General features: G+C 33.0%; 18 protein-coding genes and 2 tRNA genes. 10 read left to right on the forward strand and 10 right to left on the reverse strand.

Annotation, left to right across the window (positions count from 1 at the left end):
* Positions 1-2: 2 nt before the first annotated feature.
* From sucD to D1867_RS00750, 4 genes are read right to left on the reverse strand one after another with little or no spacing between them, the layout of a single operon-like run.
* On the reverse strand, positions 3-848 hold the full coding sequence (gene sucD, locus D1867_RS00735) for a succinate--CoA ligase subunit alpha (protein WP_338078070.1): 846 nt from the start codon (positions 846-848) through the stop codon (positions 3-5).
* Entirely contained in the window at positions 848-1,855 is a 1,008-nt protein-coding gene (locus tag D1867_RS00740) for a succinate--CoA ligase subunit beta (RefSeq protein WP_155862387.1), read from the reverse strand. Before D1867_RS00740 ends, sucD begins: the two co-directional genes overlap by 1 nt.
* Complete coding sequence (locus tag D1867_RS00745) at positions 1,842-2,519, reverse strand: endonuclease III domain-containing protein (protein ID WP_155862388.1); 678 nt, start codon at positions 2,517-2,519, stop codon at positions 1,842-1,844. The genes D1867_RS00740 and D1867_RS00745 overlap by 14 nt, the downstream gene beginning before the upstream one ends.
* Positions 2,509-3,450 (reverse strand): UDP-N-acetylglucosamine--N-acetylmuramyl-(pentapeptide) pyrophosphoryl-undecaprenol N-acetylglucosamine transferase, encoded by a 942-nt coding sequence (locus D1867_RS00750; RefSeq protein WP_155862389.1) that lies wholly within the window; start codon positions 3,448-3,450, stop codon positions 2,509-2,511. Before D1867_RS00750 ends, D1867_RS00745 begins: the two co-directional genes overlap by 11 nt.
* Before the next feature lie 41 nt (positions 3,451-3,491).
* Between D1867_RS00750 and thrS the strand changes: the two genes are divergently transcribed.
* The 3 genes from thrS (at position 3,492) to D1867_RS00765 (ending at position 6,332) form a co-directional block, all read left to right on the forward strand.
* Entirely contained in the window at positions 3,492-5,120 is a 1,629-nt protein-coding gene (gene thrS / locus D1867_RS00755) for a threonine--tRNA ligase (RefSeq protein WP_155862390.1), read from the forward strand.
* On the forward strand, positions 5,117-5,566 hold the full coding sequence (locus D1867_RS00760; RefSeq protein WP_155862391.1) for a methylated-DNA--[protein]-cysteine S-methyltransferase: 450 nt from the start codon (positions 5,117-5,119) through the stop codon (positions 5,564-5,566). Before thrS ends, D1867_RS00760 begins: the two co-directional genes overlap by 4 nt.
* A gap of 76 nt (positions 5,567-5,642) precedes the next feature.
* A complete protein-coding gene (locus D1867_RS00765; RefSeq protein WP_155862392.1) occupies positions 5,643-6,332 on the forward strand; it encodes a nucleotidyltransferase family protein in 690 nt (229 codons plus the stop codon).
* Here the strand turns inward: D1867_RS00765 and D1867_RS00770 are convergent.
* Positions 6,319-6,504: a hypothetical protein gene (locus D1867_RS00770; protein WP_155862393.1), complete on the reverse strand. Its 186-nt coding sequence runs from the start codon at positions 6,502-6,504 to the stop codon at positions 6,319-6,321. The genes D1867_RS00765 and D1867_RS00770 overlap by 14 nt on opposite strands.
* A gap of 80 nt (positions 6,505-6,584) precedes the next feature.
* Here D1867_RS00770 and D1867_RS00775 point away from each other — a divergent pair.
* Positions 6,585-6,673: transfer RNA gene (locus tag D1867_RS00775), tRNA-Thr, on the forward strand.
* A gap of 44 nt (positions 6,674-6,717) precedes the next feature.
* Positions 6,718-8,109, forward strand: coding sequence for a 7-cyano-7-deazaguanine synthase QueC (gene queC / locus D1867_RS00780; protein ID WP_155862394.1), 1,392 nt, complete (start codon positions 6,718-6,720; stop codon positions 8,107-8,109).
* Here queC and D1867_RS00785 read toward each other — a convergent pair.
* From D1867_RS00785 to D1867_RS00800, 4 genes are read right to left on the reverse strand one after another with little or no spacing between them, the layout of a single operon-like run.
* A complete protein-coding gene (locus D1867_RS00785; protein WP_155862395.1) occupies positions 8,106-8,462 on the reverse strand; it encodes a hypothetical protein in 357 nt (118 codons plus the stop codon). The genes queC and D1867_RS00785 overlap by 4 nt on opposite strands.
* Positions 8,463-8,521: 59 nt before the next feature.
* Entirely contained in the window at positions 8,522-8,944 is a 423-nt protein-coding gene (locus tag D1867_RS00790; protein WP_155862396.1) for a universal stress protein, read from the reverse strand.
* Positions 8,945-8,981: 37 nt separating this feature from the next.
* The gene (locus tag D1867_RS00795) at positions 8,982-9,512 is read right to left on the reverse strand and encodes a hypothetical protein (RefSeq protein WP_155862397.1); all 531 of its coding nucleotides are present in this window, start codon (positions 9,510-9,512) and stop codon (positions 8,982-8,984) included.
* A gap of 28 nt (positions 9,513-9,540) precedes the next feature.
* Complete coding sequence (locus D1867_RS00800) at positions 9,541-10,842, reverse strand: glycosyltransferase family 4 protein (RefSeq protein WP_155862398.1); 1,302 nt, start codon at positions 10,840-10,842, stop codon at positions 9,541-9,543.
* An 81-nt stretch (positions 10,843-10,923) separates the two neighbouring features.
* Here D1867_RS00800 and D1867_RS00805 point away from each other — a divergent pair, with 81 nt between their 5' ends.
* On the forward strand, positions 10,924-13,224 hold the full coding sequence (locus tag D1867_RS00805) for an MMPL family transporter (protein WP_155862399.1): 2,301 nt from the start codon (positions 10,924-10,926) through the stop codon (positions 13,222-13,224).
* Here the strand turns inward: D1867_RS00805 and D1867_RS00810 are convergent.
* Complete coding sequence (locus D1867_RS00810; RefSeq protein WP_155862400.1) at positions 13,208-13,465, reverse strand: hypothetical protein; 258 nt, start codon at positions 13,463-13,465, stop codon at positions 13,208-13,210. The two genes, D1867_RS00805 and D1867_RS00810, sit on opposite strands and share 17 nt — an antisense overlap.
* A 217-nt stretch (positions 13,466-13,682) precedes the next feature.
* Here D1867_RS00810 and D1867_RS00815 point away from each other — a divergent pair, with 217 nt between their 5' ends.
* The 4 genes from D1867_RS00815 (at position 13,683) to D1867_RS00830 (ending at position 16,194) form a co-directional block, all read left to right on the forward strand.
* A complete protein-coding gene (locus tag D1867_RS00815) occupies positions 13,683-14,348 on the forward strand; it encodes a ParA family protein (protein WP_155862401.1) in 666 nt (221 codons plus the stop codon).
* 66 nt (positions 14,349-14,414) lie between these two features.
* Complete coding sequence (locus D1867_RS00820; RefSeq protein ID WP_155862402.1) at positions 14,415-15,668, forward strand: arginine deiminase family protein; 1,254 nt, start codon at positions 14,415-14,417, stop codon at positions 15,666-15,668.
* A gap of 8 nt (positions 15,669-15,676) precedes the next feature.
* Positions 15,677-16,114: a phosphate-starvation-inducible PsiE family protein gene (locus tag D1867_RS00825; protein ID WP_155862403.1), complete on the forward strand. Its 438-nt coding sequence runs from the start codon at positions 15,677-15,679 to the stop codon at positions 16,112-16,114.
* A gap of 7 nt (positions 16,115-16,121) precedes the next feature.
* Positions 16,122-16,194 (forward strand) — tRNA-Ala (locus D1867_RS00830).
* Positions 16,195-16,225: the final 31 nt, after the last annotated feature.

The raw sequence follows: 16,225 nt of genomic DNA on the forward strand, positions 1-16,225 counted from the left end.
AATTAGGAAAAAATTAAATCTTTTATTTCAAATGGAGTTTTAGCCACTTTAATACCTGCTTCCTTAAATGCATTTACCTTGCTCTCATAAGTGCCTAATCCCATGTATACTACAGCGCCTGCATGCCCCATCCTTTTTTCCTTAGGTGCAGTTAAACCAGCAATATAAGCTACTATATTTTTAGATATCTTTCCTTCTTTCTTCATTTTAGCTACTTCTTCCTCCATTGTACCTCCTATTTCACCTATTATCACAATCTCCTCAGTATCTTTATCCTCATCAAACATTTTCACTATATCCTGCATTTTAGTTCCTATTATAGGATCTCCTCCTATTCCAATCACAGTGGACTGACCAAAATCTTTCAAAATTTCGGCAACTTCATAAGTAAGCGTACCAGAACGAGAAACTATTCCAATCTTACCTTTTTTAAAAGCTCGTGAAGGCATTATGCCAAGTAATGACTCCCCAGGAACTATTATTCCAGGACAATTAGGACCTATTATCTTGACTCCCTTCTTCTCGGCATAATGCACAACCTTTGCCATATCTAAAACTGGAATATGCTCAGTAATTACTACTATTAACGGAATACCACCGTCTATTGCTTCATAAATGGCATCTACAGCGAATTTTGCAGGAACAAAAATTATGCTAGCGTCTATTTCATGCTCTTGCATAGCCTCTTTTACTGTATCATAAACAGGGACACCGTAAACTTGAGAGCCTCCTTTACCTGGAGTAACACCAGCAACTATCTTAGTACCATATTCAAGCATTAATTTCGTATGGAATGATCCTTCTTTTCCAGTAATTCCTTGAACAAGAACCTTAGTGTTCTTATTTATCAGCGTAGTGCATCCCTCACTGCATCTATTGGATTTTCATAAAAATTAATTCCATGTTCCTTAAGGATTTTCCAACCTTCTTCCTCATTAGTTCCTACTAATCTAACAAATATTGGCTTCTTTATCACATCATACGCCTCAACAATTCCCAATGCGACTTCATCACACCTAGTTATACCGCCATAGATATTTACAAGGATTTTCTTCACCTTGGGATTTGACCCAACTTTTATAACACAATATCTAACTCTTTCCCTATCTGCTCCTCCTCCTACGTCCATGAAATCTGCAGGGTTTCCTCCCATTAGTTTTACCATATCCATTGTGGCCATAGTTAAACCTGCTCCATTGCCGATTATTCCTATATCGCCATCAAGTTCTACATAACTATCTGGAGAGTATTCTCTACCAATTTCCTTTAGAAAATCTTGGTGTTTATAAAGGGCATTATCCTCTAAGATTACTTTAGAATCAAGAGCTATTACGCCGTTATCAGTTACAGCCAATGGATTAATTTCTACCAGCTCAGCGTCGAACTCTGTAAAAATCTTATATAAACCTTGAATTACTTGAGATAAACCTTTTACACCTAAATACTTCTCTATCTCTATTATATCATATCCCCTAGGTCCCCTTTCTATCGGAATTATAAACTTCTTTACGTTCCCAGAACTTTCAATATCAATTCCACCGTGAGGTGAAGCTATCAGCATAGGTTCGGCAGAATCTCTATCAAGAATCATGGAAAGATAAACCTCTCTATCGTGAGGAATATATTCCTCAACCAGAAATTTATTTATGCCTAGTTTTCTCATCTCTTGTATTGTAGAGTTAACATCATCAGTTACCTTAACAAGTCCTCTTTTTCCTCTTCCACCTTCTAGGAGTTGAGCTTTAACAACAGCTTTGCCTTTCCAATCTATATTACCTTCAGTTACTATTCCGCGAGGTATTTTTATTCCTACTTTAGAAAATAGAAGCTTTCCTTCATATTCATAAAGTTTCATTATATTTACTTCTGCATAAAGGTTTAAGAATGCATTTATCGCATTTAGGCTTATTTAGATAGCAAAAGGCTTTGCCTATAGAAACTACTCCAGCATGGAAGAGTTTATATAGAAAAAGATCCTTCTTTAGGTTCTCCTCAACATAATTCTTTGCCTCTTTTTTACTCATTTTCTTATTTAAAACTCTTGAAAGAACTCTCCTCAAGTACTCAGACTGAGGAAAAACTAGCTGATTATTTGCAAAAAGTAATAAAGAGTCTGCAGTCTCTTCTCCTATACCTTCAATTTCTAGTATTTTATCTCTATTTTCTACTGTTAAAAAATTTTTTAGTCCACCATTTTCACTTACAATTTCACTAAAATTCTTAAGTCTTCTAGCTTTAGTTTTATAGAAATTAACGCTGCGAATCTGATCTTCCAAAACAGACAAAGGAAGTTCTGCTATTTTATCAATATAATTTAACCCTTTTCTTCTTAAGTTCTCGATAACCTTGGCTACCGTTTCCCATTTAGTCATTTGAACTAAAAATGCTGAAATGGCTATTTCATCAGCGGATTTTAATCCGCCCCACCATTCAAAGGAATAAGGATCAGAAACTATCCAACCCATTTTCTTTAAAAATTCCCTATTTTCGTCTATTATTTTTAATATTTCATGTATCATTCAACACCACGCTTACAAGCCTCTCCGTACCTGGAGAATACACCTTTGGTGGCTTAGGATTCTCAATATATTTTAAAATTTCGTCTTTAGTAGACCAATTGGAAGGATCATCAAGAAACATTGCCCCCAAAATTTCTGCATATAATTTACTATCCTCAAATGTAGCAGCGTATTTCCAGTCCTTATTGTACACTATAATTGTAGGTTTTTTGTACATTACAACAGCCTCCATAGCTGTTTTACCTTGATGAGTTATTACTAATTTGGCTTTAGCTATGTACTTTTCAATATCCGGATCAAAGGAAAAAACTTTCCAACCTTTTTTATTGTATTTTTTATTTACTTTCCCTGTTTGTAGGACTACATTATCTATATTTAAGGAATATAAAATATCAAAAAGTCTCTCAAAGCCTTCACTTCCAGTAGTAACTAATATGTATCCTTCATCTGAAGAACTATATTTAGGCTTCTCGACTATAGGCCCGACAACTATTCCGTTCTTGTATAGCTTCTCCTGTTCCTTCCAGTGCAGAAATACATGCTTTGAGTACTTTGATATTATACTTACAGCCTTTCCTCTAGTCACTATCCTATCTTGACTTTCAATAACGTAAATCTCTGAAGATTTAATAAACTGGAAGAAAGAGGGAAAAATTGAATGATTAGAGCCGGTAGCTATAACCTTCTTATATTTCCTTATCTTCATACTATGAATCATTGATAATAAAAAAGAGGACAAAGAAAGGTTTCCAGATGGAGACCTAAATTTCTCAACCTCATAGATTTTATCTGCGAATTGGGAAATCATCTTTTTACTCATTTCGTCTCCTTTAGGTATAACAAAGTCAGCCTTGTACGGTAGATACTCTGCTATTGCCCTTGCGAAACCAGTATGCCCTCCTCCACTAGCAATTATTAATATATCACTCATTTGATAAAAGCATTATAATCCCTTTAATAATAAAGCCTACTATGGAAGAGTACAAAGGAGTTTGGCTAAAAGGAGGAATAATATTAGCATTCAATCTTTTAGCTGATGGTAAGAAGGCAGTTGCTGTAGGTTTAGGAGAAAGAGACTTCTACGTAGATGTTGAAATGGATAGTTCAATGACTTTAGCTGAAGCAAAAAAATACGCAAAAGAAGGAAATTACGAAATAAAAATTGAGGGAAAGAAAGCAAAAGCGGGAAATTATGAAGTTTCTTTAGAAAGCAACGTGACCCCTTCTGGAAACCCCAAGTATTTTGAAATTTTAAACATCTCAGTTCATCACCCAACTCCAGACAAACAGTACGTTAGAATAAGAGGAGTAGCTTTCGAAACTGAAGAGCAACTTAAAGATTACATGAATTGGCTAGAGAAGGCATCTGAAACCGATCATAGAATTTTAGGAGAAAAAATGGATTTATTTAGCTTCCCTGAAGAAGCGGGACCTGGTCTAGTCCTATATCATCCTAAAGGTCAGATAATTAGAAATGAATTAATTGAGTATATGAGGGAAATAAACGCCTCAATGGGATACCAAGAAGTATATACTACGCACGTTTACAGAACGATTTTATGGAAAATAAGTGGACATTATGAAATGTATAAGGATAAAATGCTAATCTTTACTCACGATGATGAAGAGCTAGGAATAAAACCAATGAATTGTCCTGCTCACATATTAATTTATAAATCAAGAACCAGAAGTTATAAAGATCTTCCAATTAGGTTCTCAGAATTTGGAAATGTTTATAGATGGGAGCAAAAAGGTGAATTATACGGTTTATTAAGAGTTAGGGGGTTCACCCAAGACGATGGGCACGTCTTTCTAAGAGAAGATCAGCTAGAAAATGAGGTTAAGATGCTGATTAGTAAAACGTTGGAAGTATTAGCGAAATTTGGATTTAAAGGAGATGATGTAAGAATCAATTTGTCCACAAGGCCGGATGAGAGCATAGGTACTGATGAACAATGGGAAAAGGCAACTAATGCTTTAGTTAATGCATTGCGTTCTCTCAATTTGAAATATCAAGTAAAAGAGAAAGAAGGAGCGTTTTATGGACCTAAAATAGACTTTGATATAAGAGATAGTTTAGGAAGATGGTGGCAATTATCTACGATTCAAGTAGACTTCAACTTACCTGAAAGATTTAAACTAGAGTACGTAGATAAGGATGGAAATAAGAAAAGGCCAGTAATGGTTCATAGAGCAATATACGGTTCAATAGATAGGTTTTTAGCAATACTTCTAGAGCACTTTAAAGGAAAATTACCCACGTGGTTGTCACCAGTTCAAGTCAGAATATTACCAATTAATCCAGAAGTTAGAGAATATGCAGAAAAAGTCTTATTTAAGCTAGTCTCTGTAAAAATTAGGGCAGAAATAGATTCGGAGGAGGAAACTCTCTCAAAGAGAATTAAAAGAGCATATGACGATGGAGTTCCTTACATTTTAATAGTAGGTAAAAAAGAAGCAGAAAGTAATTCAGTAACAATTAGAGCCAGAGGTAATATAGAAGTAAAAGGAGTGCCTTTAGATAAATGCGTGGATGCAATATTAAAAGAAATACAAAATAGAGATCTAACAAATACTGCCATAGAGAAGGTAAAGCAATGATTGTTTATGGCTTATATAAAAGCCCTTTAGGAGATATTACTGTAGCTAAAAGTGAAAAAGGATTTGTTATGTTAGATTTTTGTAATTGTGTGGAGAAGAATTCTTTAGATAATGACGCTTTCTCAGATTTTTTTGAAAAATTAGATAAATATTTTGAAGGAAAGGAAGTAGACTTAAGAGAACCATTAGATATTAATGTTAATCCGTTTAGGTTAAGCGTATTTAAGGAAGTTATGAAGATACCTTGGGGTAAAACTAAAACCTATGGAGAAATTGCTAAAATCTTAGGTACATCTCCTAGAGCTGTGGGAATTGCGCTATCTAAAAATCCAGTTCTCTTAATTATACCTTGTCACAGGGTAATTTCTGAGAAAGGATTAGGAGGTTATTCAAGAGGAATAGAAATAAAGAAAAAGCTTTTAGAACTTGAAGGAATAAAAATATGATTTATCGATTTTTTCATTAACAATAGTTTAAATGTATAGCGAAAAAACTTAAATAATTCCCTTTCTATGTAGTATTATGAAAGCCGTTATTTTAGCTGGCGGTTACGGTAAAAGATTAAGACCATTAACTGATGATAAACCTAAGCCTTTAATAGAAATAGCAGGAAAACCAATTTTAGAATGGCAAATTTTATGGCTCAAAAGTTTTGGAATATCTTCCTTCATTATCCTTGCAGGATATAAAAAAGAAGTCTTAGTTGAATGGGTTACTAAAAATAAAACTAGGTTAGGGATTGAATGCCTATTTAGCATGGAAGAAGAACCTTTAGGTACTGGAGGTGCAATATATCAAGTTAAATCTTTCCTAAATGAGGACTTTATTGCAGTAAACGGAGATATTCTTACAAACCTGGATATAAGGGAATTAAAGCAAGTAGATGAAAATGCTATAGCATCAATTTCTCTCGTACCCTTAAGAAGTCCCTATGGTGTAGTACAAACAGAAGATGATAAAATTATAAAATTCGTGGAAAAACCCGTATTGAAAGATTACTGGATTAATGCAGGAGTATATTTCTTAAAACCTACCATATTCGAATATCTGCCCGAAAAAGGCGACATAGAAAGAATAACTTTCCCTACATTAGCAGAAAAAGGATTGCTTAGAGGTAAAAAATTCGAGAATGTGTATTGGAGATCAATAGACTCCGTAAAAGACGTTGAAGAAGCTTCTAATGAAATTCCTCAAGTATTCAATTTTGAATGATTTCTACGCCACCGTCATCACTATAATAATCTCTTATAACCTTATCTATTCCCTTATTCTTTATTTCTTTTAGTAAGATCTTGAATTTCTCATCCAGTATTTCAGCACAATCTTCTGGCATCTTTTCTTCCAATATACCTATTATAAGTCTTATCTTTTCTATCTCATTCATATAAGGATAGAGAGTTAATAACCACGAGTGAGTGTAAGATAAAAGTAAAATTTATCAACTATAAAATAGAGTTAAAAAGTGCCGCGGTAGCTCAGCGTGGCTAGAGCGCTGCCCTGGTAAATTTAATCCGGGCAGGCAGAGGTCCCGGGTTCAAATCCCGGCCGCGGCTTTATCACTAAGAAATCTTTTATTTCCAAATACTACCTTTGCCCTATGTGCAGTGTTTCTGGAGCTTTAATACTTAACCCTAAAAATTATGACAAAATAGAAAGAAAATTTGCAGAAATCTTAAAAAACGCTGAAGATAGAGGAAGAGACAGTTTCGGTATAATTGTAGTCCAATCCGATGGAACTACTAAGTCAGTAAAATCCTTAGGAAGACCTTCAGAACAAGAAGAGAAACTTTACGGTATTCTAGACGAAAAAAGCAGAGTAATAATAGCTAATAATAGAGCAGAACCTACCACAGAGTTCGTTAATAAAAAAACAGAAAAAGATATACAACCATTTGAAGGAGAAAGATTCATAGTTACTCATAATGGTATTATTGCTAACGATAAAGAGCTTGAAAAGAAATTTGGCGTAAAGAGAGAGAGTAATATAGATACTGCAGTTATACCTCCCATTTTAGATAAGTTTTGGAAGGGTGATTTGCCTACATTGAAAGATTTACTTTCAGAAATTAGAGGAAGTTTCGCTTTTATTATAGCTGATAAGAAAAACCCAAATAAAATTTATGTTGCACAGAATTTTAAGCCGGTTTATATGATGTATGATTACGAATTGGGAGCAATATTCTTTACATCCCTTGACGATTACTTTTCTCAAAGCCCATTAGATAAGGTGAATATAACAAAACTTGAACCGTATTCTATAGTATCAGTTGATTCTAGTTTAAAAATTGAAAAGATTGACCTTATAAAGTCAAAAGATAAGAAGAAAGTACTTGTAATAGCTAGCGGAGGATTAGATTCTACAGTAGCAGCGACTTACTTACTTAGGCAGGGACATGAAATAACGCTTTTGCATTTCAATTATAGGCATAAAGCAGAAGAAAAGGAAAGAGAAGCTATAAGAAAAATTTCTGAATATCTACAAGTTCCGTATATAGAAATAGATACTGATTTGTTCAAAATAATAGGGCACACAACATTATTAAAAGGTGGTGGAGAAATAGTCAAAGAGAGGCAAGGAGAAGAAGGAGCAGAATTTGCCCATGAATGGGTACCTGCCAGAAATCTCATATTCTTTTCAGTTGCCTTAGCTATAGCAGAGGCATACGGTTTTGATGCAATAGCCTCTGGAATTAATCTAGAGGAAGCTGGAGCTTATCCAGATAATGAAATGGAATTTGTAAGACTGTTTTCTAAACTATCACCTTATGCTACTGGACCTAATAAAAAGATAGAGGTCATGATGCCGGTAGGTAATTTAGTTAAGCATGAAATAGTGAAACTTGGAGTAGAAATAGGTGCACCTTTACACTTAACTTGGAGCTGTTATGAAGGAGGAGAAAAGCATTGCGGAAAATGTGGACCTTGCTACATGAGGAAAATGGCCTTTAAGATTAATGGATTGAAGGACCCAGTAGAATATGAAAATTAAATAAAAGTATGAGGTTTAGACTCGGCATGAGGATTTCTTATCATGTTTAATATTAACTCATTTCCTTTACTTAATTTTTCTAGTAATGAGAGAGAAAGAACTCTGATTAATTCCCTCTTGCATCTTGTATTATCTTCAAGAACGGAAATTATCTGATCTCTAAATTTCGAATCAATTTGAGTAATCCACGATTCTTCCTTTAGCTCTCTAAGCTCTTTCTCTATTTCTGACGAAATTTTTATTATATCTTCATTTGTATAATTGTTCTTTGCAAGCTCTACGAGATATTCTCCAGCCTCAAGAATTTTTCCATCGTTCAGATAGTTCACAACTTTAAGCAGATCTTCAAACATAGTTATGTATAGTGTTACAAGGTTAAAAAATAAAGCTTTGAGTTAAGAAAAGAATAAAATTATTTAACAACCATCACTGGAATCTTAGATTCTTGAACAACTCTTGAAGATACACTACCTAAAAGTATTCTCTTAAACCTTGATAATCCTCTACTACCCACTATTATAAGCTTTATATCATTCTTATTTGCATATTCTAGAATAGCCGTTGCTGGATCTCCGCTCAAAACCTCACCTACTGTCTTTACTCCATTTTGAGTAGCCTTCTTAACAGCCTCATCTATATCTTTCTTAGCTTTCTTTTCCATCTCTTCAATCGCAGAAAGAGGCGGAAGTACACCTACAGTTTCAAATATCGTTTCATCTACGGCTTCAACTACGTAGACTTCTGAGCTATATCTTTTTGCTAAATCTATTGCAACATCTAAAGCCTTTTTACTATGTTCAGATCCATCGTACGCAACTAATATTTTCTCAAACATCACTTTTCTCTCTTAAGAGACAAATATAAATTATTTTCTATTTTCCAAAAATATACGATCTAACGTACCTCTTTAATTCAGACAGTTTATTTTTAGATAACACGCAAGAAGAAATTTCATCAATTTTTATCTTTTCTACATTACTAAGCAAAGATTTTTTAGCCTCAGCTTCAGCTCTTCCCTTTTCTGTTAATTTGAAATATTTATAACCTTCGGCATAGCCAGATCTAATCAAATAAAGTAAATGAGCCTCTATCCTAGGACTGTAAATAAAAATTCTCTTGTTCCATCTAAAATAAAAAAGGCAATCTTGCGTAATATATCTAGAAGACAAGTAATCACAAACTAAGAACGACATAACAAAAAACTGAATTTTACTCAATTCTTTATACGACAAGGAGGTTAAAATTATGTCATCTACCGAGAAAGAATAATTTACTTCTTTCTCTTTTACTAATGTGTCATATTCTGCATTACACTTTTTCAAAATTAGATAAGTCGAAAGTAACGATCCGTATTTCTCAGCTTCTTCAATTGCTTCGCCTAAAAGTTGCTTCAATCGCGACATTAATAGAATGTGCAAAATCTAGTTTAAATTAATATTCTGAAGCCGCTTCTTCTAAGACCGCCTTTATACTATCAAATTCATTATCTATTAGGCATTTTTTCACAGTTTCATAGCCTAAACTCCCAAGTTTATCTTCTTCTTTCAATGCCTTAGATATTCCTTCTGCCATCTCTTCATAAGTTCTAAATGTATAACCATTACCTCCATCTATTACTAATTCACTTACGCCAGCACCTTTGCTTACCACAACTGGCTTCTTAAAAAGCCAGCCTTCACATACAGTTAATCCAAATCCTTCAATTCTTGAAGGCAATGCAACGGCATTAGCCCTTTTATATAATGCCATTAGTTCTTCATCACTCACGTAACCGGTAAAGATTACTTTATTCTCTACCTTTAGATCCCTAGCTAGTTCTCTTAATTTTCTACTCCATATACTAGCTTTATCATGACCTAGACTTTTACTAGTAAAACTACCATCTCCTGCTAAAACAAGTTTTACGTCGAGATTCTTGATAGCTTGAATAGCTATATCCTGGCTTTTTATAGGATCCATTCTTGCTACAACTAAAACTACTTTATCATCATCATTAATTCCGAATTTCCTCTCAACATTTTCAACATCAGATTTACTTACATTAGTATTATAATATGAAGGATCTATATATGGGTATATTTGCTTTACTTTTACTTTAGCTCCAGTTCTTACTAGACCTTCAAGATCCCTTTTAGTACTTACTATTACAGCATCAAACCCTTCAAAGGACCTAATAAGGAAATTCCTTAACTTTTCATTAAGCATTTCTGGAACAAAAGGTATATGATACCATAAAACTGCTGGGGCTGAAGGTCCAATTATTCCTCCCACCAGTAATTGTTGAAAATCATTAATAAAATACACATCCGTATCAGAATATAACTCAAGTAATTTCTGTGCAGATAGCCAGTTATATGTAGCGTATTCGATATAATCTCTACCATTAAGGTTATATCTAGCTATACCATGCGATTCATTATATATGCCTTCTTTAAACCTAGTATAACCAGCTAAAGATTTAGGATCTAAATCAACAAAGTAAACGTCAATATCATTCATCTTAACATAAGGAGGATATCCTGGGCCCAGGGCTACCCACTTTGCCTTGCCTCCAAATTTATCTATTAAGCCTAACATCATTCTCGCTACTCCACCTACAGAAATATAGTAGTCTTCGGAACTCAACGTAGAAATATCTAAAGGTAAATCCAATTCACCGTATTTTTCTACGATATCTTTATAGCTTAACCTAAATCTAATAGGAGGTGTTTGAGTGTTGATAGTAATTCTCATGATTAATTATATTTGGTACTAGCCTATTAAAAACACTAAGTTTTCACAACATTTTTAACCTCTGTCTTACTGCTTTATATTATGAATAGAAAATTAGTTATAGTACTATGGATAATAGGAATTTTAATTGCTATCTTATTATCTTCACAATCATCAAATTATCTAAATTATAATGAAAACACAACAATCCCTCCCTCATATCCTGCAGCAAAAGCTCAAGAACTGCTCTCAGAATATTTTCACGGAGGAAACGTTAACAATTCTATCGACGTAGTTCTAATAAATTCCACTCCTCAAGAGGTTTACAAGGCTGTAAAAATAATAAATGAAATAAACGGAGTTTGTAAAACTGAAAGTATAATAAATGCTTATCTAGCATATGATGAAATACTAGGCAAAGAAATAAATTACACCGGATATAACATAATTGAGGAAAATAAAGGAAATATCTCTCCTCAAGAATTAAAAGAAGAAATCTCTCAATATCTTCATATTCCCCTTTACTATGCTTGCCTTTTTAATATTTCACCTCAAAATTTATTAATTAAAAATGAAACCGCATTCTTCCTAATAACTCCGCCATCACAATTTATATCGACTTATGAAGCAAAAAACGTTTCAGTAATTTTTGTTTACACAAAATACTGCCCAAATTATAATTTTAAGAATGGCACATATCCAGATGGAGAAATTTCTTGTCAAATACAAAGTAAACTAAGTAAGTGCGGTTTTAATAATTTTTACTTAACCGGACCGGCTCCCTTAGTTCAAGAGTTAAGTAGCTCAGAAAGCCAGAGACAAGTAATAACCTTTGCTTTAGTTTTTATAGCACTCCTATTAATTACTGGAATTTACTTTAGAAGTATATTAGCTCCTATAATAACTCTTTCAATCATAGCGTTATCGGTAATTTTCGGAATGGCAATTGTAACACTTGTAGGAAAATTCTATCACCCAGTAGATTTCCAGGTTATTGAACCAATGATTTCAGTACTTTTAGGTATAGGAACAGACTATAGTGTTTTTCTCCTAAGTAGGTTTAAAGAAGAACTTTCAAAAGGAAGGAATAAAGAAGAAGCAATGGAAATTTCCGTAAAGACTTCTGGAAAGGCAATATTAATAAGTGGAAGCGCAGTAACCCTAGTCTTCCTTTCTCTATCGTTTATTCCATATTTACATACGTGGGGATTAACTATTGGCTTTTCCGTTCCAATAACTGTATTAATTGCAGTAAGTCTATTACCAATAATATATGGAAAAATAGGCAGTAAGATCTTCTGGCCATCTCATTTGTCGTTCTCTGAAAATAAATCACTCGGAAACATAGCTAGAATAACAATGAAAAAACCTAAGACGACTTTAGCAATCTCAGTAATTATAGGACTATTAGCATTAGCTTTCATATTAAGTGTACCATTATCATTAGATTTTACCTCAGGTTTACCTAACATACCTGCAGTAAAAGGGTTAAAAATCCTAGAAAACGCATTTGGACAATCGTTTGTAAATCCTGTCTTAATAGTTTTTAATGAGTCATCAACTGTCATGAATTCTACTTACGTTAATACTTCATTACTTATTCAAATAGCCAAGATAGAGGAAAATATTTCAAAATTAAGTGGAGTGAAGCAACTCATAGGTCCAGTACCCTGCAACTTTAACGGAACTATAACTCCAGAGATTTTACACCAAATTAGAGAAAATTTGGGTACCAATAATAAGACCCTATTAGTTACAGTAATAATGAATTACGGAACTTATACACAACAAGCCCAGAAACTTGTATTAACTATTCAAAAAATTGTTAAACCCTATCATGGCTATGTTGGCGGAACAACTGCATCAGTAATTGACGCGTTAGATTATTTATTACCCTATTATGAGATGTTAATAATAATTTTACCAATAATTTTAATAATATCATTAACAGCCTTCTTAAGATCAATTAAAATCTCAATAGGTGCAGTAGGTACTATATTACTTAGCATAACCTTATCGTTGGCAATAATTTACTTACTCTTTAGATCAGCTGACGGTATTCTATTCTTTATTCCGATTACAATATTCGTTCTAATGACAGGATTAGGTAATGACTATAGCATATTCATACTAACAAGAGTAAAAGAGGAAATAGAAAAAGAGAGAAGTATAGAAAGCATAGTAAAGGCAATTTCAATATCTGCAGGAGCAGTTACTGCCCTAGGCGTCATATTAGCAGCATCATTTGGAGTCCTAGCAATAGATCCTATAAAACCGATAGCAGAATTAGGAATAGGAATTGCAATAGCTGCTCTTCTCGACACTTTTATTATAAGAATATTTATATATCCGGCTATATTAAAAATTGCATTAAAGTTAAACGAAACTATAAAGAGAAAATAACAAGTTTAATTGAAAAGCCTTCTTCCTTTAATCTTTTTATTTCCTTCATAACATTGCCTTTCTTTTCCTTCCTTATCAATAGTTTTTCTCCAGAATCTATATCATGAGATTTAAAATATTCCACGAATTTCCTATTCTGCAATAAAATAATATAAATGTCATAATCATCTTCTTTAAGTAATCTTTTAGCCTTAACTCTTTCTTCACGTGGAGCTTTTTTCCAGTTAATAAGCTTAACCATATGTGAGATTCTTTAGAATTCTTAAAAATACTTTCCATAGGTTTAATTGTAAATTACTATATTCCTTTTTGAAGCTAGTATTATTAGTCAGAATAATACTGAGTGGGGAGTTTACTTATCAATAAAGCTTGCTAATGATAGAAATATTTCAATTAAATCATAAGATTTATATCATTTCAAATAAAAATAAATAGATACTAGCACAACTTAAAATAAAATGATTAGAATAACATTCGTGAGCCCTAAAGGTGGTGTAGGAAAATCAACAATAATTTATTATGTAGCAAAACTGCTTAGTGACAAGTTCAAGACTCTTATAGTTGATTTAACTGACTCTGCAACATTAAGTAGACTTTTCGGGGTTCAAAATAACATACTTGCAGATAACGGTTATTTTGCGGATAAGGGAAACATAGGAGTAATATCGTTTTCTCGTATTTCTAATGACGAGACACTTGATTTAGAAAAAATTACACTAAGATATAAAGAAGTTTTAGGTGATTATAGCCTTGTCCTAGTGGAATATCCCATTCATTTTTATTCAAAATCAATAAAAACAGAGTATATGATCTTTAATTCCTTATTAAAAACCAAAAATTACTTGTTCAGTGTTACTATTCCACAAGATATAGTAATAAAATCAACATTAAATTATACTTCATCTCTTATATCATACTTATCAAGCATAAATAAGGATATTTATGATGAAGCTTTAATAATAAATATGATAAAAGACGACGAAACCAAAGATATAACCAGGTATCATAGCAATGTGTTTAGTATAAAATTCAATTATGATTTAATATTTAAGGGCTTCTATAACGTTAACCCTCCAAACGATTTTTTACAAATCTCAAAATTTATAGAAAATTTAATAGAATAATTCATTCTCTCAAATTAGATCGGAGTATTTTCGCTTTTATATTATTATGAACATAGATTATCTATAATGCTTAGGATTACTTCAGAATGGTCAAAACTTAGGACAGTACTTGTCCACGAGCCTGGAATAGAAATGTTTTACGGAATCCTAGATCCAGATGCATTCCTCTACATGAGGAGGTTTAACATAGAGAAAGCAATAAATCAACACAAGCAAATGGTTAATAAATTAAAAGAAATGGGCATAGAGGTATTAAAAATAAAAGAATTAATTAACGAGAAAGCAACAAGTGACAAGGAATTTAGGAAGCTACTAGAGAAAATTGCTTTGAATTACATAAAATATGAAGGAGATGGAAAAGCAGAAGAAAACCTATCTAGAGTTAAAAAAGACCTGGAAAAACTTGATTCTAATACTTTATTTAATATCATTTTACTTAATCCAACAGTACTTTCTCATGAGGCATTAGGAACTAGCGAGGCAGTAACTAGAATCCTTAACGAGGAGCCGCTAGCTAATCTATATTTTACTAGAGATCAAGCTATAATTACAGATAAAGGAGTAGTAATAGGAAGAATGAGCAAAAGGATAAGAATGAGAGAAACTGAAATAATAAAATTAGTATTTCACGCCCTTTCTGAAAAGCCACTAAAGGAAATAAGTGAACCGGCATTCTTAGAAGGAGGAGATTACATGCCTTTTAAGGATTTCGCGATTTTCGGAACTGGTGATAGAACTAGCATTTCAGGGATAATGCAGGCAATAGATTTTACAAACTTTAATGAGATCGTAATTGCATATAATCCAGAAATTGAGGAAACAGAAGACTACATGCTTACAATGCACCTAGATATGTATTTAAATTCACCTAAGGAGGGAGTAATTATTAGTAACTCTACAATTTTAAGCAAAACTTTAGCTCACATATATGAAAGAAAAGAAAACGGAATTTCGCTGAAAGAAAGAACAAATCTTTTAGAATTCTTCAAAAAGAAAGGATACAGAATTCTTGAAATAAGCCTAGCAGAACAATTATCTTACGCAACAAATTTCCTCACTATAGAAAATGGTAGAATATTATCCCCTAAAGTAGCTAATAATATGATAAACATTATAGAATATCTAGAAAGAAAGGGATATAATAATTTGTTAAATGAAGTAAAAGAGGACTACAATAGGCATGTTGTAAATAACGATTTCTTCCCTAATAGAAAAGATATAAAAGATGAAGGAATAGATTTCGAGGAGATTGACGTTTCAGAGCTCACAGGCGGCTTTGGTGGAATACATTGCATGACAATGCCAATAAAAAGAGAATAATCAAAACCTTGAGTTCCGAAAACTTAAGTAAATTAGTTATTAAGATAACATCCATAACTGTACAAATACTATTAATTATAGGCTTGATAATAGTACTATTATATACAGTAACACAAACGATAGAGTCATTTCAAATAAGCCTAATAGATGTTGCCTCAATAATCTTAGAAAATTCTCTACTGATAATTGTATTCCTAGAGGTTTACCTAAGTGTAGTAGACTTCTTCCACGGAAAAGGAAGGAGCGTAGTATACGTAATGGATGCTACGTTATCTTTCGTTCTAAGAGAAATAATAATAGGGATCCTTACAGGGAGTGTGACAGATATAGACCTATTAGCTATGAGCGGAGCAATAGGCATAATAGCTTCTGGAAGATTTTTATTAACAAGCAGAAATCTTAGGCTAATTAGAAGAAGAAAAGTAAATAAAGAGAGAAGTAAATAAAGTACTTGGGCCGGTAGCTCAGCTGGAAGAGTGCCCGCCTCGCAAGCGGGAGGTCCCGGGTTCAAATCCCGGCCGGTCCATATAATGATGAACGATGGGCGGCTTGAAAAG

This window comes from Acidianus infernus, from assembly GCF_009729545.1.
Classification (GTDB): Archaea; Thermoproteota; Thermoprotei_A; order Sulfolobales; family Sulfolobaceae; genus Acidianus; species Acidianus infernus.

Bases quoted from the DNA above. Each gene is read 5' to 3' on its own strand.
- D1867_RS00740 (WP_155862387.1), bottom strand. From the start codon at position 1,855: ATGAAACTTTATGAATATGAAGGAAAGCTTCTATTTTCTAAAGTAGGA.
- D1867_RS00745 (WP_155862388.1), bottom strand. From the start codon at position 2,519: ATGATACATGAAATATTAAAAATAATAGACGAAAATAGGGAATTTTTA.
- D1867_RS00750 (WP_155862389.1), bottom strand. From the start codon at position 3,450: ATGAGTGATATATTAATAATTGCTAGTGGAGGAGGGCATACTGGTTTC.
- thrS (WP_155862390.1), top strand. From the start codon at position 3,492: ATGGAAGAGTACAAAGGAGTTTGGCTAAAAGGAGGAATAATATTAGCA.
- D1867_RS00760 (WP_155862391.1), top strand. From the start codon at position 5,117: ATGATTGTTTATGGCTTATATAAAAGCCCTTTAGGAGATATTACTGTA.
- D1867_RS00765 (WP_155862392.1), top strand. From the start codon at position 5,643: ATGAAAGCCGTTATTTTAGCTGGCGGTTACGGTAAAAGATTAAGACCA.
- D1867_RS00770 (WP_155862393.1), bottom strand. From the start codon at position 6,504: ATGAATGAGATAGAAAAGATAAGACTTATAATAGGTATATTGGAAGAA.
- queC (WP_155862394.1), top strand. From the start codon at position 6,718: ATGTGCAGTGTTTCTGGAGCTTTAATACTTAACCCTAAAAATTATGAC.
- D1867_RS00785 (WP_155862395.1), bottom strand. From the start codon at position 8,462: ATGTTTGAAGATCTGCTTAAAGTTGTGAACTATCTGAACGATGGAAAA.
- D1867_RS00790 (WP_155862396.1), bottom strand. From the start codon at position 8,944: ATGTTTGAGAAAATATTAGTTGCGTACGATGGATCTGAACATAGTAAA.
- D1867_RS00795 (WP_155862397.1), bottom strand. From the start codon at position 9,512: ATGTCGCGATTGAAGCAACTTTTAGGCGAAGCAATTGAAGAAGCTGAG.
- D1867_RS00800 (WP_155862398.1), bottom strand. From the start codon at position 10,842: ATGAGAATTACTATCAACACTCAAACACCTCCTATTAGATTTAGGTTA.
- D1867_RS00805 (WP_155862399.1), top strand. From the start codon at position 10,924: ATGAATAGAAAATTAGTTATAGTACTATGGATAATAGGAATTTTAATT.
- D1867_RS00810 (WP_155862400.1), bottom strand. From the start codon at position 13,465: ATGGTTAAGCTTATTAACTGGAAAAAAGCTCCACGTGAAGAAAGAGTT.
- D1867_RS00815 (WP_155862401.1), top strand. From the start codon at position 13,683: ATGATTAGAATAACATTCGTGAGCCCTAAAGGTGGTGTAGGAAAATCA.
- D1867_RS00820 (WP_155862402.1), top strand. From the start codon at position 14,415: ATGCTTAGGATTACTTCAGAATGGTCAAAACTTAGGACAGTACTTGTC.